Source organism: Streptomyces sp. NPDC102441, from assembly GCF_044765585.1.
Classification (GTDB): domain Bacteria; phylum Actinomycetota; class Actinomycetes; order Streptomycetales; family Streptomycetaceae; genus Streptomyces.
On record NZ_JBIWKH010000021.1, the window covers coordinates 17,102 to 38,624 of the forward strand.

Sequence of the window (21,523 nt, forward strand, 5' to 3'; positions counted from 1 at the left end):
GGCACCTCGCCGCGTGGTCGGAACGCCCGGACACACTCAATGAGCAGACATCCTCCCTCCGCCTTGCCATGCACCGCATCTGACGCCGCGCGATGATCCGCCAGGTCTACGAGTCAGCCTTGGAGATCGCGCGCGACAGGCCCGGTGAACCCGACCGCCTTACGGTGGGCAGTCACCAGGAGCCGGGGCGGTCCAAGCTCATCCTGTCGAAGACGGCGCGGAAGCGGGCAGCGTTTCGAGCGACCTGCTCCAAGTGGAGTCCGATGCGCTCCTGCGCGTGCTCGCCGACGGCTGTGAAGTCGGTGCGGGTCCACAGGTTCAGCGTGCGCAACAGCGGCAGCAATACGTGCTCGCGATGGATGTCGAGGTTATAGATGCCGGCCGCAGCGATCCGCAGGGACCGCTCCTGGAATCCGGGCAAGGTGGCTCCGGGCATTTCGAAGTCACAGACGACATCGGCCAGGGCTGTGACGGCGGCGTCCGGGGCGAGGTCGAGCGCCGCCCGGTACAGGTCGCGGTAGAAGAGCATGTGCAGGTTCTCGTCCGCGGCGATCCGGGCGGTCAACTGCTCGCCGAGAGGGTCCCCACACGCCTTGCCCGTGTTGCGGTGGGCCTCCCGGGTGGCCATCTCCTGCACGGTGACGTAGGCCAAGCCGTGCAGGACGCTGGGATGGCCGCTGTCGAAGCCGCGCGAGACGTGTTGCATGCGCTGCTCCTCCAGGAGGACCGGGTCGAGGACTCGGCGGGCGTGCAGGTAGCTGCGCAGCGCGTGGGCGTGCCGGTCCTCCTCCGCCGTCCACCGGTGGACCCAGGTGCCCCAGGCACCTTCCCTGCCGAAGAGGGTGGCGATCTCGAAGTGGTAGCTGGGAAGGTTGTCCTCCGTCAGCAGACTGACGGTGAAGGCATCCTGCACGGCCGGAGACATCACGGACTGACCGGGGCGCCAAGGCGCGCCGTCGAGCGGTCCGTCGTAGTCGGTGGCCTCGCTGTACGGGGTGTAAACGTGCGGGTACCAGGCCTTGGCAGCGGAGAGATGACGGTCGAGCAGTTGCGCCACGACCGGTTCCAGTGACGCCAGGATGCCAAACGAAGTGGGAGATGACTTATCAGACACGTGACCTCACAGAAGGTGATCCACTGGGCGCCGCAGCGTCGGCTGCTCACGCGAAGGCCGTTCACCGGCGAGGGTGACTTGGCGAGCGGGCAATCTGAGTACTTCTTGAGCGCTCCGACGGCCGCGGTGGCGAACTTGCTGCGTCCCAGGCCGTCAGTGTTCTGATCACGGGCGTCCGGATTCGCTGCCACAACCGCCCCGTTCGAAGGCCCACGTATTCCACGCCGCACACGCAGTTGTCGTGAACTGCTGCTGATCAGGCTCGTTCGAGCGGCCGGCTCGTCGAGAAGCGCACTCTGGACCTTGTCGGGGTCCGTGAAGTGCTGAACGGGGGACGGTCCTGCGCCTTGATGACAGCCGCCTGGCACGCCGGGGACACTTCTGCCGCCTGCGCAGGGGACGGCGCCGCCAGCAGGGACGCGGACATCAGCGCGGCAGCGACGGCAATACGCTGGGGGTAGGACGGACGGTCATCATGGGATGTGCTCCTCGGGGGATGCGGGGTCATGCGGGCAGGGCCGAGACAGCAGCCCCTCCCATGTAAACGGGCGGAGAACCCGCAAGGACACGGACGATGTCCGCGAGTGGCCCACCGAGGCGGTCGCCGTCCTGCCGGTTTCGGCCCCTGTTCCGGCCTTGGGACTGGTAGGCACGCATGTTGAGGTGTCGTGTATTCGCCAGCCGAGACGTGTTCATGGCCTGGTGGGGTGACGGACAGTGATGTCAGGGAGTATCGCTCTCTGCTCTTTGACCTCGTCTTGTGACTGCGAGCTTCCGCTTACTCCAGATAGAGAGCTGCCAAGCGGGGCAGTCGACGAGTCATTTCGTCATGGTCATCGAAATCGAAGTTCCAGGCGGGGTCCAGATCCCGGTAGCGGATGGTGGGTGGGCTCGCAGGAAGCTGATCACCGGTCGCCGAGATGTGTGCGTTCCAGGCGATGCCCAGCATGTCCTCACCCTCCAGGTCGACGCCGTCGGCTGCGGAGGCTTGAACGATGGGCAGTTCTGCCAGGGCATCGGGGTCAGCGGCTACGCGCTCGAAGACTTCACGGCCCTGAGTGATCAGCCAGCCGCGGAAGTAGTCGAAGCCGTCGTCAGAGCACCCGCCGTTGGCAATGTATGCAGCGGCCCATAGAGGATTGGTGTAGGAGTCAACCATCAGGTCCCACAGCACCTGCTCAGCTGCGACGATCTCCTCGACCGGCCGGGAGGCCAGCAGCGAGGTCGCCTCGCGAGCGACCGCTTCGCCGTCGTTCGGATTGGACGCCTGATTGCGGGCTGCCTCAATGAGCTGCCAGAACTGCTGCTTGTTCATGGAGGCAGAGCCTGCCACCAGGTACTGACATTGGGCCGGTCGCGGGAGCTTGGCCCATCAGAGCAGCCACGTCGCTCGTGTCAGCGTGTGTGGTCGCCGGGTGCATATCGGCTCCAGGTTCCTCCGGCTTCGGTAACCAGGCGGGTGGCGGTCTTGTCGTGGTAGCCGAGCGCCTTCGCGATGACGGGGGCTGGGGCTTGGAGGACGAGTTGGCGGATCGCGGAGGTCCTGCCACGCTGTGGCGGGACCCCGATCTTTCGCAGGTGGACTTGGAGACTGACCGGATTCATGGGTTGTCCGGGCTGGCGGCCGGGGAACAGCCACTGTGAGCTTTGAGCTGCCCTGGGTTTCGTAGCGGCCGGTTTCTGTGGTTTCAGGCGGTGTTACAAAGGCGACGTAGACCCAGCCGGACCAGGTGCGGATGTAGGTCAGGTCCGCGACCCATAGCTGATTCGGCCGGTGGGCGCGGAAGAGCCGGTTGACCAGGTCGGGTGGCCTTGGGGCGGCCGGACATGCTCCGGGTCGCGGGCTCGCTGGTCACCAACCAGGTCCGCGCCTACGACCTGCTGCGGATGTTCGGCCGCGAGGGCCACCCGACCCCGCTGGGGCAGGCGTTCGCCGAGTACGGGCGGATCGCCAAGACCGAGCACCTGCTGCGGATGGTCGACCCGGTGGACGACACCTACCGTCGGCAGATGAACCGCCAGCTCACAGTGCAGGAGTCGCGCCACAAGCTCGCCCGCGACGTCTGTCACGGCAAGCGCGGCACCATCCACCAGGCGTACCGCGACGGCATGGAGGACCAGCTCGGCGCGCTCGGCCTGGTCCTCAACGCCATCGTGCTCTGGACCACGCGCTACATCGACGCCGCCGTCGCCCAGCTCCGCGCCGAGGGCCACGAGCTGCGGGACGAGGACATCGCCCGTTTCGCCTGGCCTTCATCGTCATCGATCTCACGGACGCGTACTCGTTCAGCCACCCGCACAGCTTGACGGCCGCAACAGGAGCAGATACGCGAGGGATCTTGACAATTACTCGCGGGGGACGGCTGGTATCGGTAAACAGTTCTGTCATTGGCGGGGCAGAAGCAACGCGCCGGGCCGCAGGGGTGCGCCGAAGACCTGCAGGACGAGGTTGCGGTGGGCCGAGTGCAGGGTGCGTACGGCGGCCCGGGTCAGTCCGGGCTTGGGTGGTTCCTCGCCGCCGCGGGGCCGGCCGGGTTTTGTGGGGATCCAGAGGTAGCCGGGGTCGGTGCCTTCGAGCTGCCGGGTGATGCCTGCGCGGACCTTGAGCCAGCGGCGCAGGATGTCGGCGGTGTCCTTGTCGAGCGGGTGGGGTCCGGTGGTCAGGCTGATCTGGGGGAAGGGCCGGTGCTCCAGGTCGAGGTCGGCGACGTCCAGGCGGTGGAGGTCGGGGACGGAGCGGCCGGTGGCGGCGACGAGGGCGGCCACCGCGGCGGTGCGGATCGCGGTGGCCGCGTTGGAGCCGACGGGGCGTTTGACCGCGAGGGTGCGCAGCAGTTTGTGGGCCTCGTCGGGCTCCAGCCAGTCGCCGTGCGCGGCCGGGGGCATCTCCAGGCGCAGGGGCAGGCCGAGGTGTTCGGCGAAGGAGTTCCAGGTCTGGATGCGGGTGCGCTGGGTGTTACCGGCGGCGACGGTGTCCGGGCCGGTGAGGGTGTTGCGGCTGCGGGTCTTGCCGGCGGCCGCGGCCGCGAGCCAGGTGTCGGCGCGGGTGAGGTCCATCAGTTCGGCGACGGGGAGCGCGGTGGTCTGCTCCTCACCGAGCGCGTGCTCCAGGTACTCGGTGAGGAAGTGGGCGCGCAGCCGTCGTGTCTCGTACGCGTACCCGCGGGCTTCGAGCGCGTCGAGGAAGTGGCTGATCACGGTGGAGGCGTCGGCCGGGTGGGTGCGGGTGGGCGGCATGCGCCCCAGCGTACGGATCCTGGTCCCAGCATTCTGGATAACAGCAAGAAGCTGCAAAGAGGCCCCTTCCCGTTCCACTGCAGCTTTCGTGTCGGTCCGTGTCGAACCGAATCGCAACGTCCCGGTCCGGTACGGTCATCACGCCCCTCCGGCCTCCCGAAACAAGCGGACCGCTGGACTACTGGGGAAGCGTACGCTTCTTGCTGTTATCTCCTCTCTCCTAGCGGTCCTCGAACACGTCGGTGCGCGGGACACAAGGGGACACCTGATGAAGTACATCGCGATGATCTACGGCAACCAGGCAAAGTGGGAGTCCTTCCCGGCCGACGCCTGGCCCGAGGCGATCGCCAGGCAGGACGCGTTCAACAAGAAGTACCGCGACAGCGGTGAACTGCTCGGCGCCGACGAGCCGCGGCGCGTGGCCATGCGCCTGGTGGACGAGAGCGGCTTCGACCCCTTCGACACAGGCGAGCTGGCCGACTCCTGGCGCCAGCAGCCGGCAACCCCCGCCTACTGCACCGAGCTGAGCTTCGACGAGCTGGGGCCGGCCCCGCAGGCATCAGACCGGGAGAAGACCCCGGCCATCCGTGACCGCCAGCTGGAGCACATCGCCTCCCTCTCCGCCACGCCCGCGCTGGACGACATCGTGGAACACAGCCGCTCCTTCCACCGCTGAAGCGGCGTGCGGCACCAACACCACTGACAAACCCGGCCGCCTTGAGAAGGAGAGCTCTGTCCACCCCAGGGCTGCCTGACCTGATGGGGCGTAAGAAGGGGCCCGCTCAGCTGAAGTCGACACCTGTGCTTGCGCTGCTGCCGGGCCCGTCCACAGGGGCGTCCCCGGTACGTTCCGTCCGAACGGGCCCGCCGACTTCAGCGCATTGAGGACCGGCAGGCCCTCCGGGGTGGCGCCGAAGTCGACGACCTGGACGAGCGCCAGGAACGGCCGTACCGGACAGCGCCCGGTGGCACGGCGGACGACCGCACGGATGGGTCACCGCGTAGCTGAGCTCACGTTTCAGACGGCTCCGGCCGCTTTCAGCTGTAGAGCTGATTCGCGGAGTCGGTAGACGGGCCCTGATGGCCGGGGGTGGTGTAGGCGAAGTTCAGAACGGTGCGCCGTACACCGTCCTGGCTGAGGGGGGTGACGCGGTGGGCGGTGAGGTCGCTGCGCAGCAGGTAGGCGTCCCCGGTGCGGTGGTGGACCTGCCGGGTGCCGGGGGTGTCCAAGGCGCTCAGGTCCGCACTGCGGGGCCTGTATTCGAGCAGTCCACCGCTCTCCGGCTCCGGTGGGGCCTCGATGAAGACCACCAGAGCCAGAGGGTGGTCGTCGGTGTGGGCGCCGTGGGTGTCGCCGGGACGGTGCAGGATGTTCAGGACATGCCGTTCAACAGGGTCGTCCACAGGGATGACGTCACGACCGTGGAGAACGGTGAGCAGGCCCAGCAGCCCGGTGTCCCTGTAGAGGGCGCTGATCGTCTCAGACCCTTCGGCGATTTCTTGCCCCCCCAGGGTGGTCATGTGGCGGGGGCTGTCGGCCATGCAATTCATGCGGAAGTCCCGGCGGACCCCCGCCTCTTCGAGCCTGCCGGTCTCCTCCCGTAGGCTGCGCAGCCCCTCTGGGCTCAGCAGCCCGGACAGCGGCAGATAGCCTTCGGCGGCGAAACGTTCGCGAAGCGGCTCGGTCTTCGTGGGCAGTGTCAGCACATGCACAGACCTTCCACCACCAGGACCGGCCGGAAACCTGTCGGCCCGGCAGCCAAGGGCCAACGCTCGCCCTGCCCTCCTCCAGGCTGCCGCCCTGCTTCCTGAACGAGAGCGCGTGCCACCGATGGTGGGAGCGCCCGGGGGCGGACGGGGGTGATTCCGGTCTGTCGAGTACTACGGGCGGGGGGGCTCCTGCGCCGGTGAGACCGAGCTGTGCCAGGCCGCTTTCCCGGAGTGAACTCCACTGCAGCCGCAGGTCCTCGTCCTCGATGCTGTCCGGGCCGTGCGGACTGTGTCTGTGGAACAGCACGTGCGGGCTGCCGCGCCGTTCCGCAAGGACCCACAGTTCTCCGCCCGAGGTGCGTATGAGCAGACCGAGGTCGTCGTCGCAGGCGGTCTCGGCCGGTCCTGTGACTCCGAGCGCATCCAGCACGCGCCGGTCAGAGCGTGAAGAGGCCTGCACCTCGAGTCGGTCCATGTATGCGGCGCCGATGCGCTGCAGGATGGAAAACTTCGCGATCCGGCGGTAGCGCGGCACCTGGCAGTCGTCCAGGAAGCGCTCGAGGGGTTCGGTCTGCGGCCGTACGAACGGGGAGAGGCGGGCCACGTCCTCGTCGCGGACGTCGAAATCGTCCGCCCACGGCTGGTTCACGGCGGCGTCCATGTAGCGGGCGTTGAACAGCACAAGGGCGTTGAGGACCAGTCCGAGCGGGCCGATCTGGTCCTCCATGCCGTCCTGGTAGCGCTGGTAGAGCTGTCCGGCCCGTCCGTGGAAGATCTTCCGGGTGAGGGGCGGCGGCCCTCCTGGAGGTTGGCCTGCGTCTTGGAGCCGATACGCCGCCGGAGACCACTGGCGGTCACCATCCGGCTGGACCCCGCGGAGAACTTGCGACAGTTGAAAACGAGCCAACCACAATCAGACCCAAGTCAAGGCAGCCGTTGACCGGACGCACCCTGGGTTGCACAAAACCGCTCGCGGCTGGCAGCCACCTGCGCGATGCTGTCACGATGCCTGCAGAGACGGCTTACCACGACGAAGTCGGCGACTTAGCGGGCGTCAACGGCGAGGCCGCCGCACTGGCGATCTTCCTACGGCGCGTGAAGCACCAACAGCTCTTTTTCGCGAACCTGCAACGGCCCCGCAACGGCGGACCGCCCGTCGGAAAGCAGGGACGCCGCGTCCTTAAACGGGCATCAGGACCAGCCCCTGCGCTCGTGATGCGGGGCTGGATCCAGCCGCCTCTGTTCACCACCACTCGGGACTACCGCACCTTCGAACGTGAACGGCACGCCGACCTGGCCAACCCGTGGCTGATCCGGGCCCGGCGGGCAGCGCGCGCTCTGGGTGAGGCGCGCGGGTGGACCCGCTGGGTCGCCAGCGACGTCGACCGGGCCCTGGTCATCGTGCTGTCCGGCCATGCCGAGGGCGAGTCGATCCGCTACACCGAGATCTTCCCAGCCCTGCGTGGCCGGGGACTCCCGGTCGGTCGGACCGCCGAAGTTCTCGACCAACTGGGCCTGTTCACCGACGACCGCACGCCAGCGGTCGATCGGTGGTTGGACCGCAAGCTCGGCGCCGTTGCCCCGGGCATCCGCGGCGAGGTCGAATCCTGGGCCCGGACCCTACTCGACGGCGGCCCGCGGTCTGGGCCCCGCGCACGGCAGACCGCCTGGACCTACCTCAACGCGATCCAATCGGTTCTGCTGGAGTGGTCCAGCCTCTACGACCATCTGCGGGAGGTCACCCGGGAGGACATCATCGCCGCCCGGGATGCCGCCAGCGGCAAGCAGCGGGAAAGCCGGGTCGTCGCACTGCGGTCGTTGTTCCGTCACGCGAAGGGGAACGGACAGGTCTTCCGCAACCCCACCCAACGGATCCGTGTCCCCCGGCAGGCTGGCGGCGTCGCCCAGCCCCAGGGGCAAGCGGACATCGACCAGGCGGTCGCCAGCGCGACCACCCCGGACATCAAGCTGATCACTGCCCTCGCCGGCGTTCACGCAGCACGGCCGAAGATGATCCGAACGATGCAGTTGGACGACGTGGATCTCGGCAACGGGCGAATCACCGTCGCCGGTCACATCCGCCCGCTCGACGACCTAACCCGCCAGGCCGTCCTGCACTGGCTCGACCACCGCCGAACCCGCTGGTCGAACACCGCCAACCCACACCTGCTGATTACTCAGAAGACGGCCGTCGAACTCGGGCCGGCGGGCAAGCTCTGGACCACCCGGGCCACCCGCAACCTCACCGCGACCCTCGAACGGCTCCGCGTCGACCGTCAGCTCGAAGAGGCGCTCACCCACGGCGCCGACCCGCTCCACCTCGCCCTCGTTTTCGGCATCGACGAGAAGACCGCCATCCGCTACGCGGATTCAGCACGGGCGCTTCTGGGAGAGCCTGGCGAGCAGGCATCGCAGTGAAACCCACTCGACCTGCTCAACCCACTGACGAGATCATGGGAAGATGCCGTCGACCGAACCAGCAGCCCGCCAGCTTCAGGACCGTGCCGTTCTCTGGAGCATGGGCGAGATCCGCGCAACCGACGTCGTCACTGCTGCCTGTGATGCACTCGTTGCCGGTCTCGACAGTCCTGCCCTGCGAATCTTGGCTGCGTGCACACGCGCGGAGGCGGACTACGACGTCCCCGACCTCCTGCCCCCGGCACTCGACGAACTGGGCCTCACCTTCCATCCAGCGGGCAGCATTGCCGGACAGGAAGCCGCGGCCCGAGCACTTGCCGCCCGAATGCTGGCCGGCGAGCTGACACCACGCGAGCTGGCCTTGAGGATCCACCATCGTTTCGGGCACGAGCTACCTCTGGTCGAACGACTCGCCAACCTGGACGATGACTACGACGTCCTTGAATACGGCGACAGAACACAGGCGCAGGTCGACGCCGATGTCACGACCGAAGCTCTTCGGCTTGCACAGCATCCTCAAGTTCCAACCGAACCCACGGATGCACCGGCCTGAAGCAGACCGATGGGCCCGCGGGTTCGGGCTGGAGGACCTTCGGTTTCCTTGAACTCACGGTCCTCAAGGCCCTGTTCCCGTATAGCTACCGCCAGGTGGCGTGTAGCGCTGAGTGACTACTTGGGGCTGTGGTTGCGCTCGTCTGTGCGTCGCGTTTCCACCGGTGCGCGGGACGTCACCCGTGCGGGCCAGGTGGTCCAAGATCTGGCCGATCCGCCAGAGGTGGCTGCCAGCCCCCAGCTCACCGGCCCGCCATCGCTCCAGCAGACGGGCGTTCTCACCGATCCGCAGCCACGCAGCTCTGAACTGCTGCTGCGCTGTGCGGACCATCTGCTCCCGCTCCGCATCCCCGAAGGACTGCTTGCTGGGTTTGAGCCCGGGGACGCTGCGGGCGAGCTCCTCCGCCCCGGGGCCGGTGGCCAGTACACCCCAACGAGATAGACCTCTACGCCGGACAGCGCCTGCAGCCAGTCCTCCAGCAGATCGGGGGCCAGCAGCATCTCGTCGACCACGACGTTGCAGCCCTTGAGCGCCAGCTCGGCGACCGACGCACAGGCGGCGGCAAGCATCCGGCGGCCGACGTCGCCGTACCGGATGCTGATCAGCTGACGGCCGTCCTCATCATGCTCCGACCGGTCGTAGCGGAACCCTTCGAAGCTCAAGTGCCCGCCACGGGCGCTGGCCCATTTCTCAGGCACCATCGAGAACAGCGTATCGATGCCCCAGTACAGGTACGGCTCGTCGCCTTCTTCCTGGATCGCGCGGGCCAAGGTGGTCTTACCAGCACTTGATGTGCCGTTGAGGAAGATCACGTGACCAGGGCGGTCATACTGCACGGAGGCTCCCATCCAACCAACGTATCGAGCCCGATCAGCGACGGTGCGGCACGCCGGGCCGGTGACCGACTCAGGAACCCGGACGAGCCCGCCTCGGCGCCGCGGTCACCGCTGGAGTAAGCCCAGCGCTCCCCCGGGAGTTCCGCACACCAAGTGTCGGCGTACACCTGCACCTTCATCCGATCCGGCATGACCTGCACGTTTCCCCCAGAGCACCTCGTTGCTGGCGGGGCAAGGAAGTAGGTGCTGTCAAAACTCGACTCTCGTGAACGTAGCCACTGGTAGCGGCATCACGCGCGGCTCACCCCGCAAGTCCCGCGCGTGCCTTCTGCAGCTGCTCCACGCTGACCGTGCCGGTGTCCGGCAGCCCCGCGCTCTCCCAGGCACCCTGGGCGCGCGCCACGACTCCGGCGGCGTCGTCCAGGAGAACCTTCTTCGCCATGTTCACCGAGATCGCTCCGTCGCCCAGGTCGACGAGGTGGGCAAGCATGCGCACATTGTGCTGCCGGTTCCCGGTCTTCTCCTCGTTGTACCGGTAGACCAGCACCCAGCGGCCGACCAGGGAACGAGCCCGCTCGATCAGCTGACGGCCACGGTCGGTCTCCTCCTGCTCCGTGCGGATGTTCTCCGCGTCGCCCGACGGCGGTCGCAGGGTGAGCAGACCGCGGCGGCTGGTCTCCTCGATTTCCACCTTTTCCAGAAAGGCGACGAACGTCTTGGCGCTCTCCAGCCGGTCGACGTCCTGCGACGCCTGCTTGGCAATCATGTGCAGGTCGACCGTGAGGGTCTGCACGCGGCGGCCCCAGGAGGCTTCCTCACCGGGTGGGCAGGGGCCGGCGGCCTGGGCGGCGGCGATCACGAGGCTGTAGTCCACACACCCATCATCGCGCGTGGCAACGACAACGCCGTGGCACCAACTGCTGCTCACCTCCAACGGGCCTGACAACAGCCCGCTGGTCCAGGGACACAGCCCACTGCAAGGGATGGTGCTTGCAAGGCGTGCCGGGGGTCCTGGAGACGACCCCTTCAGTAGCCTTCGTAGCCTGCTTCGCGCAGGATTGTGGCGACTCTGCGGGAGACCGACGCTGCGCTGTTCCCGGCGGCGATCAGTTCGCTCATCGCCTTGATGAAAAGGTCGCTGTCCTGGCGATCCAGGGCACGTTCGCAGTTCAGGCTGCCTTGTTGGGCCAGGGTGCCTAGCGCCTGCCACGACAACTGCCCCGCAGGGTCAGGCACCCGGAAATAGGCTCCGTTCACCCAGCCGGCGATCCTGCCGAAGTCGGCGCAAGCCGGCCGGACCCGGGCCAGATAGGCCAGATTGGCGTTCTTGGACTCCGAGGCCGTCCGCAGCACCGCCTGGATGTTGTCGTAGTTGGCCTTGGCGTTCTCCAGCAGGAAGCGGCCGCCGAGCCGGTGCCAGGCATGCACCTGTCGTGCCCTGGTCTCGACGGACACCGGCAGAGGAGCGACCTGTGCTCCCTGCCGGATCACCGACTGCGTGAGGGCGGCACCGGGGACCATGGTGTGCAACCTGGCCAGCTTGACCGGCTCCAGCACGGCAATCCCCACCGCCCCCGCGACGCACACGCCCGCAACCAGACGCACACCGAAGCCTCGGGATCCGGTCGGCCGCGCGCCGAGCCGAGTCAGCTCCTCGCCCACCCCGCTCACCGGACGCATCCACCGGGCCCGTGCGCGCAGGTAGAGGGAGCAGACCGCAGCCACCAGGAGGGCAAGGACGGCGGCAAGAACAAGGATGCTGTTGACCAGTCGCGGCAGCGTCCCCTGCATCACCTGCCAGGCAGGGCGCCAGGAACAGCTGCTCTCCAGGGTGTTCAGCGGCCCGATGCAGCCGTCCGCCGAGACGAACAGGACCATCCCCGCGATCGCCAGCACGGTCGCCGATCCCGCCGCGATCAAGGCCCCCGCCAGTCGACGACCGCGGTCGGTGCGCATCGCTGCGACCAGGGCTGCCACCGTTGCGGGGACCATCATGGCCAGAAAGAGGAGGGCCAGATAGCGCACCTCGTACACGCCAGGGCGCTGTTGCGGGCCGGGACGTGACGCGTGCAGGTAGGTCTGCGCCCCCGCGAGGGCGAGCCAGCTCGCTGCCCCGCCCAGCAATCCCGGCGCCAGAACCTTGCGCAGCGGCGGCACCAGTTTCCCGGCCGGGGGCTCACCGGCGCTGCCATCGGACAGGGCGCCGGTCACCCAGCGCAGAACACCTGTGGGCCGGCTGGTCAGCCAGGCCGCCAGCGGCAGCAGCCACAGCACCACCGCCGCGGCCGGCATGAGGGGCGTGGCAATGAACCCGCTCAACGCGGGCCACACAGTAACGACGGCGGAGGCCAGGGCCGAGGAACTCGTGTCGATTCCTTCGGTGGTTCCGGCAACGCGCGCTCCGCCGGAGGATCCGGGGAAAAGGTACAGCAGGGTCTGGCGCACCCCGTTGCTGCTGTACGACGAACCGGCCGCCCATGACGCCCCGTCCATGACCCACCAGGCGAACCACGCGGACAGTACCAAGGCGGCTGACGCCAGGCCGATCAGCAGCGGTGGGCGGAGCGAACGTCCACGCCAGGTGCCGGCCCACAGATGGGCGCACTGGGTGACCCACCAGGCGAACGCGAGCCCGGCGGCCACAGCGAGAAGAAGCACGACGGGCCGCTGCGGAAGCCATTCGTCGTTGCCCATGCTCTGTCCGGTGAACAGCCCGCCGGTGCCCAGCCCGGCGCCAAGCCACAGTCCCGTCCGTACCCCCGACGGCACCGGGCGGCCCTTCAGGACCGCGTAGGCCACCGCTCGCCACAACGCGGTCCCGATCACCCCGGCGACCAGTGCGGCGGGGACCAGTGAGACCAGTTGAACGCGCCACAGCGTGTACATGTTGTACGTGGACAGGTAGGAAAGCAGGTGGACGTTGGCCATGGCCGCCGCGACTCCGGTCAGGAACATCGGCAGGGCTCGGGTGCCGAACAGCGGCGCCGGATCGGCCAGGGCGTCATGCCGCTCCTCCCAGCGGGGGTGCGTGTCCCAGTGTTTCCGGAGCGAAGCGAGCGCGCGTCGCAGCCCGCGCCCCGCAGGCGCCTGAGCAGGGACGTCCCATCCCCGTGGATGTGCGCCCCAGCGAACCGCCGTCAGGTCCGCGTACACCTCGCGGCTGCGCAGCACGTCCGTCCGGGCAAGGTAGACGAGCGCGACCATGACTGCGGGAAGCAGTAGCTGACGGACCAGCACCGGGGTGTCGGTGGACCACATCTCCCACTTGAGGAAGGCGTGGACCTGCGTGCTCTCCCAGACCAGGTAGGGCACGAGAACCAGGGCAAGGAACACGCGCCACAGCGCGACGGTGCCGTACGTGAGAGTGACGTCCCGGTTGGCGACGTGGGCGAACTCGTGCAGCACCACCGCCCGGAAGCGCTCCGGGGCGCTGCGCCGGGTGGCGAGGAGGCCGCCGTCCAGGCAGAGGACCGGGCGGCGACTGCGGCCGAAGACCACGGCACCGGTGGTGAGCGCGCGCCGGTCCACGACCACGCGCGGCAGACGGGGCAGCCCAGCGGTCGTTGCCAGCTCCGCAAGGCGGACGCGGTGTTCATCGTCCTCGTCAACCGCGTCCAGCGGAACGGCGCGGCTGCGCCGGACCTTCCAGGCCGGCAGCAGGAAGAACAGAACCACCGCGGCGGCGGCCAGCAGAACCGGCCAGCCCCACAGCTGCCACAGTGGAGGCGGTGGGGCGTACTTGGCCACACATGCCTCGAAAGGGACAGCCTGGGTAAGGGAGTTGACGGCTGAGGCCATGTCCGCCCGGTCCGGATCGAGCCCTGCCGCCAGCTTGCAGCCCAGCTGGTCCCCGCTGCTCAGCTTGTTGAGGGCGGGCAGCAGCATCGCTCCGCCGGCCGCCAGCAGCAGGAGCACCAGCAGCGCGAGACGCACGGTCGTACCGGCGCCCATCGCCCGTTCGTCGATCCGGGGACTTGCGGTAGGTATGCCCATGCGAGCTAGCCCTGCGGAGTGGTGTCCGGGGTTGCTTCGTCCGGGGCATCGGGTTCGGCCAGTACCAGCCGGGACACCACCGCATCCGCGATCTGCGTGGCGCGTTCAGCAGACAGGCCGCACTGATCGGCTGCCGCCATGACCGTGCGTCGGATCTCGGCAAGCTGGTCGCGGGTCAGTGGCGGGACCACTGCGGGTTCCTGGCTTCTCCTGAAGAGCCGGCGCAGCAGTGTGGTCGATCGCTGCGTGGTGCTGTCGACCAGGATGTCCGTGGCATGTCTGGCGGCTTGGTCCAGGGTCAGCCATACCACCGGTGTGATGAGCACCGCGATCTCGGTCATACCGAAGCCCAGGGGCTCCCGGCGCCGGCCCCAGCCGGCCAGCCGTCGGACGGCAGTGGCGTCATCCAGCTCGAAAAGGCCCTGCACCAGGAGCAGCTCCTCCGGCGCAAGGTCGGCGACCACCTCTCGGACCAGGTCGCGCACGCGGCGCCCATCGGACGAAAGCGATTCCGAGTTCATGCCAACCCCCCAAGCACTTGGCGCCTTCCGCATCCACCGGGTCACCTGACAACGACTATGGCACGGGGCCCGATCACTCGGCAGCCGGTTGCGAATACACCGTCCTGGAGGACTTGTCGACGGCGACGCGGCAGGTCACCACTCCGCGTCCGTTCGACGAGTTGCATGGGGCGGAGGCGCCGAGTCTGACTGCAGGGCGCTCGCGAAGGCGGGCTCAGTGTCTCGACCGGGAACGAGGCTGCACCTGAAGCCCCTTTAGGAGCATCCCCTGTCGAGAAGGATGAGATGAGCACCCAAGAGGCCGTTATATTACGGATTAATGGGGGTCAGTGCACCAGGAAGCGGTAGAGCCGGAGCCCGTTGGATATAGTGCGCACTGCCAGTGCACACATGACGGGAGTGGGTCACGCTCTCTAGTGTCTGGGGCGAAGGGCACGCCGAACGGCAGCCACGAGGGAGTTCAGACCATGTCCATCGCTGACCACCAGGATCAGCTCCACTCGCAAGCAGAGATCGCCTCCTTGGCAGGAGTCTCCCGAGCAACCGTCACTCTGTGGCGCCGCGCTCCCGGCTTTCCGTCGCCGGAGCGCGGCGGGGACTCGGAGCTGTTCCGCCGTGCCGACGTCCTCGCCTGGATGGACGAGCGGCTCGTTCCCCGACAACTGTTGCAAGGAGATCCGGACGGCACGACCTACGGAGTACGGGCACGCCGGTACCTTGCGGAGAGACTGCCCGCCGCCGCGGACGCGCCCCGGCCGGCCGTCCAGGACACGCGGTCCGATCCACGCGATGCGGACCACGTACGTGAGCTCATGGGGCAGCTGTGCGACCGGGTACGTGGGGCCGGCTCCAGGGTCGACTACGTGAACCTGCTCGCCTCGCTGCACTTCCTGCGGCGGTTCGAAGGCTCCCACTGGAGCGACGTCGTCAAGGTGTCCCGCACAGGCGAGGGTTCGGACGGCGCCGCTGCTCTCCTTCGGCACATTGCCGCGGCAGTGGACGAGCAGCTCAGACTGAACGGAATGCGCCCGGCGATGCGCCACGCCCTGGTCCGCCTCGAACCCCGTTCGTACGGAGATCTGCGCCAGGTGGTGCACCTGGTGGGAGAACTCGGGCCCAGGGCGTTCGACCTGATGCTCGACGAGTACGAGTTGCTGGCCGGGCTGGCCAGTGGCGAGTTCTTCACACCGCGCGGCGTGGCCGAGCTCATGGTCCGCATCGCCGAGGAGGACACGGCGGACGGGGTCCCGCTGAGTGTCTACGACCCGTACGCCAGGGGCGGAGAGCTCCTCGCCGCGGCGACCACCTGGTGTGCGGAGCAAGGCGTGGCTCCGCACAGGATGCGCGTCTGCGGAATCACTCACGGGCGGGACACCGCACCGCTGGCGACCATGAACCTGACCCTTCACGGTGCACGGCCCAGCGTGTTCGTCTCGTCCGGCAGGCCTTGGGCAGCGTCCGCGGCGTTCTCCGGGAAACAGTTCTCCCTTGTCCTGAGTAATCCCCCGTTCAACATGAGTGACTCCACCGGAGAACCGCGCGACGAGGGCAGCTGGCCGTACGGGCCCCCTCCCCTGGGCAACGACAACCTCGCCTATGTGCAGCACGTGCTGAGCGCACTGGCAGAGGGCGGCGTGGCTGCTGTGATCATGCCGAACAAGGCAGGCAACTCGGCGAACAAGCCGGAGAGGGGCATCCGCCGGGCCATGCTGGAGCGCGGCGTGGTCAAGGCTGTCGTTGCCCTGCCGGACCGCTTGTTCTCTCTTACGTCCGTGCCCGTCTCGGTGTGGTTCCTGGTCCATCCGTCCCAGGCCTGCGACGAGATCCTGTTCCTCGACGCACGGCAGGTGGGGACCCCGGTTCGGGGCAAGCGCGTCCTGGGCGGCGAAGACGTGCGAGCCGTTCTCGACGCCTACCGGGCTGCCGACACGCGCCGGGGTGACAGCGAGCAGAACCCGGCCGTGCCGACCGCGGTCGTGACGAGGGAGACCATCCAGGCGCGGGACTGGTCGCTCAGCCCCATGGACCACATCGACGCGCACCGACCCCGCCGGAACACCGTGGAGGCCGCCTACTCGGAGGCCCGGTTCGAACTGGAGCTCCGGAAGCGGGAGGTGCGGGAGGCGGACGCCGCCGCGGCCTCGGCTCTGGAGCGGCTCGAACATGAGGAGAGCCTGGGGGGAGCCGCCGGGTGGAAGACCGCCGTGGTGCTGTCCGACCTGTGCGAGATCCAGGCAGGGCCGTCGTACAGCCTGCTGAAAAAGCACATGACGAACAGGGGCGTGCCGCTCGTCTATCCCCAGAATCTGCGCGCGGGCCGTATCCAGGAACTGGCCGATGACCGGCACGTGGCGCACGAGGCCACTCGGGGCCTGGGCCGCTTCCTGCTGCGGCCCGGAGACATCGCCTGTGTCCGGACCGGGGCCATCGGTCCCCCGGCGCTGGTGCGGGACGTAGGGGTCGACTGGCTGATGAGCACCAATGTGATCCGGCTCAGGGTGGGCAGCGACGATCGGGCCCACGTGCATCCGGGCTATCTCGCGGCGTACTTGGGGCAGCCCGAGTCGGTCGCCTGGGTACGGGACCGGGCGACCGCGACGGGTGCCCCGTCGATCAGTGCGGCCGCACTGGGCAACCAGCCTGTGCTGCTTCCCCCTTACGCGGAACAGCAGCGGGTCGTCGAGGTCCTCGCCGCGCTCGACGCCCAGTCCACGGCCCACAGCCGCCTCGCCGCGGCGGTCACGGCCACGCACGCGGCCGTCGTGGGGCGCTTGATGGTCTCGGATCCGGGCGAGGTCCCACAGCCGGAACCCGGCAGGCGCTCATGACCCCCGACCACAGCCCCTTACCTCCACTGACCCCTGCTGACGAAGGAACCTCCGTGACCTCCCCGACCACGCCGTCTCCCGCACCGGCCTCGCCCTCCCACACCTGGGCGCTGTGGCTGCTGGTCATGGTGCTCTTCTCCGTCGTCGTCGCCCTCGTCGTGATCATGCTGAAGCAGCACAGCGGCTCGGGGTCGGCGGACGCAGTCCTGTCGGGCGGCGGTGCCTTCGGAACGACAATGATCATCTGCCTGGGCGCCGTCGCCTCGATCAGGGAGCTGCGTCGGTCACGGTGACTGGCCGCCACCCGCAAACGATGCCTCCGTGCCGACGTCCGCCGAACGGCGAGGAGACGGCACGGGGGCACGGCCCCCTCGCGGAGACAACGCGCCACTCCTGGGATGGTCAGCAGACGAGGTCGCTCCGGCCGACAGAAATCCGGACAAGGAGAGCCGCGCGTCAGAGCATCAGGGCGTCAGGGCATCAGGAGGGCACTATCTCGTTTCTGCGCTTCCCCTGCGAACGGGGAGTCTTCTCCCCCACCCGGCGCGGCTCGATCGTCCTCGGGTCGACCGCTTCGCCCGGCGCGCCCTCCTTGTAGAGGCCTTCAGGGTCGTTCGGCCTGTCGTGAGGCAGCAGGAAGAAAGTACGGCGCTGGTAGAGGCCGCTGTCGGGATTGGCCTCGGCGTCCCTGTCGAGCTCCGCGTAACCGACCATGCGTCCATCACGGGCGTAGCGGGGCTTCCCGCCGCGGCGGCCACTCTTGTCGAGCGCCTGTCGGACGTAGTCGAGCTCGTCGAGATTCTCCAGCCACACCACGTTCGCTTCGTGTGCGAGCTGGCTTTCATGCAGCAGCGAGCTCATGGACGCAGCTCCTTGTCGGTGATGTGGTGGCGCTTGTGGCTACTCGGTGCGGAACGGACGGTGCGGTGCTCTGGGACGCTCCCATGATATGCCGATGCCCGGGCCCTGGGCAGAAGGCCTTGGTGCCTCATGGGCGCTCACCTGTCTGCCCGTCAGGATGGGCGATGTCGTCCTTCAGCAATGCCAGGGCCGGGTAGTACTTCTTGCCGCTGGACTTCAGCATCTCGGCGGGGGACGCGAGTCCGATCTCCTGACGGATGCGGCCGGCGAAGGCCCGCGCGGTGTCGGCCCGGATGCCCTCCGAGCTGCACCAGCCGGTGTAGGTCGCGTAGAGGAGCCCCTGTTCGACTCGAAGGTCCCCGGTGTCCGGGCCCTGGCGCAGGCAGCACTCCCCCAGGAAACGCCCGATGTGGTCCTCGGTGGTCTCGTACGCGGCGGTGGCCAGACGTACAGAGGACGGACCGCTCAGCGGGTCGCGAGTGGTGAGATAGCGGATCGCGCCCTGGATCAGCCAGTGCAGGATGCCCGGGCCCTCTTCCTGGACGAGTTCGCCGGCCAGGTTGTCGATCTTCCGGTCAGCCGCGACGACGCGTTCGAAGGGGATGAGCCGGATCCGGCGCCAGAACGCGTGCCCGCCGGTCCCGACCTCGGGCTGGTGGTTGCCGAGCAACCAGAGCTTGTGGGTCGGGGTGAAGCTGAAGTAGTCCTGCCGCATGCGGCGGGCCTTGATCTTGTCTCCGCCGGTGAGGAGCTTGACGCGCGCCTCGTCGAACTTGTCGTTGGGCTTGAGCTCGCTGCAGACGAAGATGCGGCGGCCGTGCAGCTCCGTCAGTTCCGTGGAGTGCTCGGCGAAGTTGCCCTTGTCCATCAGGAAACCGGGCGGGGCCGCGTCGGCGTAGTCCCCCATGACCTGGATCATGACGTCCAGGAGGACCGACTTTCCGTTGGCGCCCTTGCCCCAGAGGAAAGGCAGCACCTGCGCGCCGACATCTCCGGTGATGGAGTACCCGAGCAGCAGGTGCAGGAAGTCGATCATCTCCTGGCCCGCGGCATCGGGGCCGAAGGTGTCGTCCAGGAAGGCGTGCCAGCGCGGGGTCGGCATCGCCTGGGGAGCTACCTGGGTGGCACGCGAGTGGAGGTCCCGCATCGGATCGGGCTTGTGCAGGCGGCCGTTACGCAGATCGACGACACCAGCGGGAGTGCACAGGGAGTAGGCGTCGCCGTCGAGGACGTCGGGGTCGAGGCTCAACGCGGGCGCGGCCTTCGCCTGGTGGAGCAGCGCCTTCATACCGCTCGTGGACATGGTGCGCCGACGGTGCTGAGCGATCTCACGGTCGCTGAAGGTCCCTCGGGGGTCCGTGGGGGACATCTGCTCGGCCATGTCGCCGGCAGCCCACAGAGCCGCCTTCTCGCCGCCCACGCGCTTCCACCGGAACTGGTCCCAGCAGTACCAGCCGAGGCCTTCCACGTGACGGAACTGATCGCTGTAGAGCTGGGCGAAGAGCTTCGCGTTGCCGCGGTCGGTGAGCATGGGCGGCAGCAGAGCCGGTGACTCGGCCGCAGCGGGCGCCTGTACCTGCTGGGGAGGAACCCATGCAGGGGCTGCGTCCTCGAGGTCGAGCATCTGCTGAGCGGCGGCGGCCGCATCGAAGCGGCTGCTCTCGGCGCTACTCATGCGAGTCCTTTGGGGTGGAACGGGCGGCTGGCGCCTGCGGAAAGGGCTGCGTCGATGATCGTCTCATTACGGCGGTTCTGGTGGGGACGAGCATAGTGAGCGGCTTCTGCCAGCTCTTGGCGGGCTTCGGCCTGATTCAGGTGCCCTGCTCCGGCAAGCCCTCCTGCCGTGAACGCGGCTCGGTTGAGTTTCTCCGTGAAGCCGGTGCCCTCCGCATGGACGGCACATTCACGAACGGTCTCGATGAGCGGATGCAAGAGCGCCTGAGCGGCGCCGGTCCGAGGGGGCCTGGCGGGGGCGTGCGGCCGCGGACCGGGAACTGGGGACGGTCGTACGACATGGCCCGTGCGCGTCAGTTCAGCGGCCAGCCAGGCGGGAAGGGGGGCCGGGTCCCGTACGGCTCCCAGAGGCGTGTAGACGCCCGCTGACGTACGGGTGGTGGGGGCCACGATGTAACCACCGTGAGCCCGTACGTCGACCTGCCACGCAAGCGCGGTCCTGGGGCTCGACCCGGTGGAGGAGCGATAGCGGACACCGGGTTCGGAATTGACGTACCAGATGTGCAGTCCGCCGGACGGGGTCCGGACCCGCAGGGTGTTCTCGTCCTCGGCGGGATTCGGCTCCTGACGATAGGCGGCAAGAAGGGCCAGAGTGTCGAAGCCTGAGGCGAGACCGGCGAGATCGACCTGTTCCGGGATCCGGATGCCCGGCAGGAGCCGGCTGCGGTCCGGGACCTGCGTGGCATGGGCGTCGACGTCCAGGACGACAAGATGCGCCGGCCCGCACGACACACCGACGCCTGCACGGGGCTCCCGGCTCCACCAGGCATCGATCAGGGCGGGGTCGGTGGTCGCACTGTGGAAGCCGTGACACCAACGGCCTTGTTCATGGCAGGGACAGCTCGAGGGCTCATGACTACGGACACGGCACTGCTCGCAGTTGGCGGCCGGGGTCTTACGTCCCGGGGCAAGCGGATGGACCGGCCACTGACGGCCTGCGAGCCACCGCGCCACGTCCACGGGTCCCGGCTGCTGCGCGACTCCGGACGAGGCCGTGTCGGCGGGGCGCTGCACTGTTCGTCGGTCCGTTCCTCTTGTATGGCCAGGGTTGGGTTCCTCAGCTGAGTCCCGAGCGTTTCCCCTGGTCAGGGAGATCACACGAGGGACTGAGGGACTGAAGGGACTGACTTTCCCTTATAGCGGCCAGAGCCTAGCGCACGTGCCCTCTCCCCTGTGGGAGGCATGAGCACTTATTGCAAAATCAGTCCCTTCGGTCCCTCAGGTCACACATCCCTGCGGGGGCAGTGCTGTCCTCCCCCTCGGGCGGACAGCCGAGGGACCGAAGGCCTGCCGGGGCGGAGGGACTCAACGGTCCCCTTTCAGTCCCGGTGGTGTTTCCGCAGGTCAGAGCACCTGCCCCTCGGAGGGGAGGGACTGAAGGGACTCATTTCTCTAGTTATCAGCGCACCAGAGATATGTAAGGGTCAGTCTTACGTACGCGCGTATACACGCGCCTGCACGCAGCTGGAACAGGGAGTTTCGGTCCCTTCGGTCCCTTCAGTCCCGAGCAGATCGCTCTGACCTGGACTTTTACAGAGGGACTGAACAGAGGAGGGACTGAAGGGAAGCCAGTCCCTTCCCGCGCTGGGAGCTCCGAGCCGTGGCAGCCCTGCCCATCAGGATTGCTTTTGGTTCAGGTTCCTCTGCCGGGACTGTGAAGGCTCGGCCAAGCAGCGCTCATGGCCTTGCCCCGGCCGCGTGCCGCGAGGAGGGCGACC

At 68.1% G+C, this 21,523-nt stretch carries 16 protein-coding genes and 2 pseudogenes; 6 read left to right on the forward strand and 12 right to left on the reverse strand.

The genetic code is table 11. From position 1 onward, the window contains the following. Positions 1-172: 172 nt before the first annotated feature. The gene (locus ACIREO_RS35115; protein ID WP_404118131.1) at positions 173-1,081 is read right to left on the reverse strand and encodes an acyl-ACP desaturase; all 909 of its coding nucleotides are present in this window, start codon (positions 1,079-1,081) and stop codon (positions 173-175) included. 811 nt (positions 1,082-1,892) lie between these two features. Further along, a complete protein-coding gene (locus ACIREO_RS35120; protein ID WP_404117878.1) occupies positions 1,893-2,429 on the reverse strand; it encodes a DUF4240 domain-containing protein in 537 nt (178 codons plus the stop codon). Between the two features lie 509 nt (positions 2,430-2,938). Between ACIREO_RS35120 and ACIREO_RS35125 the strand changes: the two are divergent. After that, positions 2,939-3,355 (forward strand): annotated as a pseudogene (locus ACIREO_RS35125) (Tn3 family transposase); the annotation flags it as partial. Positions 3,356-3,499: 144 nt separating this feature from the next. Here the strand turns inward: ACIREO_RS35125 and ACIREO_RS35130 are convergent. After that, a complete protein-coding gene (locus ACIREO_RS35130; RefSeq protein WP_404117881.1) occupies positions 3,500-4,351 on the reverse strand; it encodes a hypothetical protein in 852 nt (283 codons plus the stop codon). Between the two features lie 268 nt (positions 4,352-4,619). Here ACIREO_RS35130 and ACIREO_RS35135 point away from each other — a divergent pair, with 268 nt between their 5' ends. After that, positions 4,620-5,027 (forward strand): hypothetical protein, encoded by a 408-nt coding sequence (locus ACIREO_RS35135; protein ID WP_404117884.1) that lies wholly within the window; start codon positions 4,620-4,622, stop codon positions 5,025-5,027. Positions 5,028-5,389: 362 nt separating this feature from the next. Here ACIREO_RS35135 and ACIREO_RS35140 read toward each other — a convergent pair whose 3' ends face one another. Together ACIREO_RS35140 and ACIREO_RS35145 are read right to left on the reverse strand one after the other, a co-directional pair. Beyond that, entirely contained in the window at positions 5,390-6,058 is a 669-nt protein-coding gene (locus ACIREO_RS35140) for a hypothetical protein (RefSeq protein WP_404117885.1), read from the reverse strand. Positions 6,059-6,611: 553 nt separating this feature from the next. Continuing rightward, positions 6,612-6,907, reverse strand: a pseudogene (locus ACIREO_RS35145) (Tn3 family transposase); the annotation flags it as partial. Between the two features lie 90 nt (positions 6,908-6,997). On the opposite strand from ACIREO_RS35145, the gene ACIREO_RS35150 reads away from it, so the two are divergent. Beyond that, the gene (locus ACIREO_RS35150; RefSeq protein ID WP_404117888.1) at positions 6,998-8,479 is read left to right on the forward strand and encodes a hypothetical protein; all 1,482 of its coding nucleotides are present in this window, start codon (positions 6,998-7,000) and stop codon (positions 8,477-8,479) included. A 43-nt stretch (positions 8,480-8,522) separates the two neighbouring features. Beyond that, positions 8,523-9,032: a hypothetical protein gene (locus ACIREO_RS35155; protein ID WP_404117890.1), complete on the forward strand. Its 510-nt coding sequence runs from the start codon at positions 8,523-8,525 to the stop codon at positions 9,030-9,032. A 116-nt stretch (positions 9,033-9,148) separates the two neighbouring features. Here the strand turns inward: ACIREO_RS35155 and ACIREO_RS35160 are convergent, their stop codons facing one another. The 4 genes from ACIREO_RS35160 to ACIREO_RS35175 form a co-directional block, all read right to left on the reverse strand. Next, the gene (locus ACIREO_RS35160; protein WP_404117892.1) at positions 9,149-9,868 is read right to left on the reverse strand and encodes a hypothetical protein; all 720 of its coding nucleotides are present in this window, start codon (positions 9,866-9,868) and stop codon (positions 9,149-9,151) included. Between the two features lie 301 nt (positions 9,869-10,169). Further along, positions 10,170-10,742 carry a hypothetical protein gene (locus ACIREO_RS35165; protein WP_404117895.1) on the reverse strand — a complete coding sequence of 191 codons (573 nt, stop codon included), beginning with the start codon at positions 10,740-10,742 and terminating at the stop codon, positions 10,170-10,172. A 152-nt stretch (positions 10,743-10,894) separates the two neighbouring features. Next, positions 10,895-13,861 carry a M48 family metalloprotease gene (locus ACIREO_RS35170; RefSeq protein ID WP_404117897.1) on the reverse strand — a complete coding sequence of 989 codons (2,967 nt, stop codon included), beginning with the start codon at positions 13,859-13,861 and terminating at the stop codon, positions 10,895-10,897. Between the two features lie 5 nt (positions 13,862-13,866). Further along, positions 13,867-14,382, reverse strand: coding sequence for a hypothetical protein (locus tag ACIREO_RS35175; RefSeq protein ID WP_404117899.1), 516 nt, complete (start codon positions 14,380-14,382; stop codon positions 13,867-13,869). Between the two features lie 467 nt (positions 14,383-14,849). Here ACIREO_RS35175 and ACIREO_RS35180 point away from each other — a divergent pair, with 467 nt between their 5' ends. Both ACIREO_RS35180 and ACIREO_RS35185 read left to right on the forward strand, forming a co-directional pair. Beyond that, positions 14,850-17,210, forward strand: coding sequence for an N-6 DNA methylase (locus tag ACIREO_RS35180; protein ID WP_404117901.1), 2,361 nt, complete (start codon positions 14,850-14,852; stop codon positions 17,208-17,210). A 53-nt stretch (positions 17,211-17,263) separates the two neighbouring features. Continuing rightward, the gene (locus ACIREO_RS35185; protein WP_404117904.1) at positions 17,264-17,503 is read left to right on the forward strand and encodes a hypothetical protein; all 240 of its coding nucleotides are present in this window, start codon (positions 17,264-17,266) and stop codon (positions 17,501-17,503) included. Between the two features lie 187 nt (positions 17,504-17,690). Here ACIREO_RS35185 and ACIREO_RS35190 read toward each other — a convergent pair whose 3' ends face one another. The 3 genes from ACIREO_RS35190 to ACIREO_RS35200 form a co-directional block, all read right to left on the reverse strand. Further along, positions 17,691-18,071: a DUF6009 family protein gene (locus ACIREO_RS35190; protein WP_404117906.1), complete on the reverse strand. Its 381-nt coding sequence runs from the start codon at positions 18,069-18,071 to the stop codon at positions 17,691-17,693. Positions 18,072-18,198: 127 nt separating this feature from the next. Beyond that, entirely contained in the window at positions 18,199-19,746 is a 1,548-nt protein-coding gene (locus ACIREO_RS35195; protein WP_404117908.1) for a phage/plasmid primase, P4 family, read from the reverse strand. Continuing rightward, positions 19,743-20,759, reverse strand: a complete 1,017-nt coding sequence (locus ACIREO_RS35200; protein WP_404118134.1) for a bifunctional DNA primase/polymerase — start codon at positions 20,757-20,759, stop codon at positions 19,743-19,745. Before ACIREO_RS35200 ends, ACIREO_RS35195 begins: the two co-directional genes overlap by 4 nt. Between the last annotated feature and the right edge of the window lie 764 nt (positions 20,760-21,523).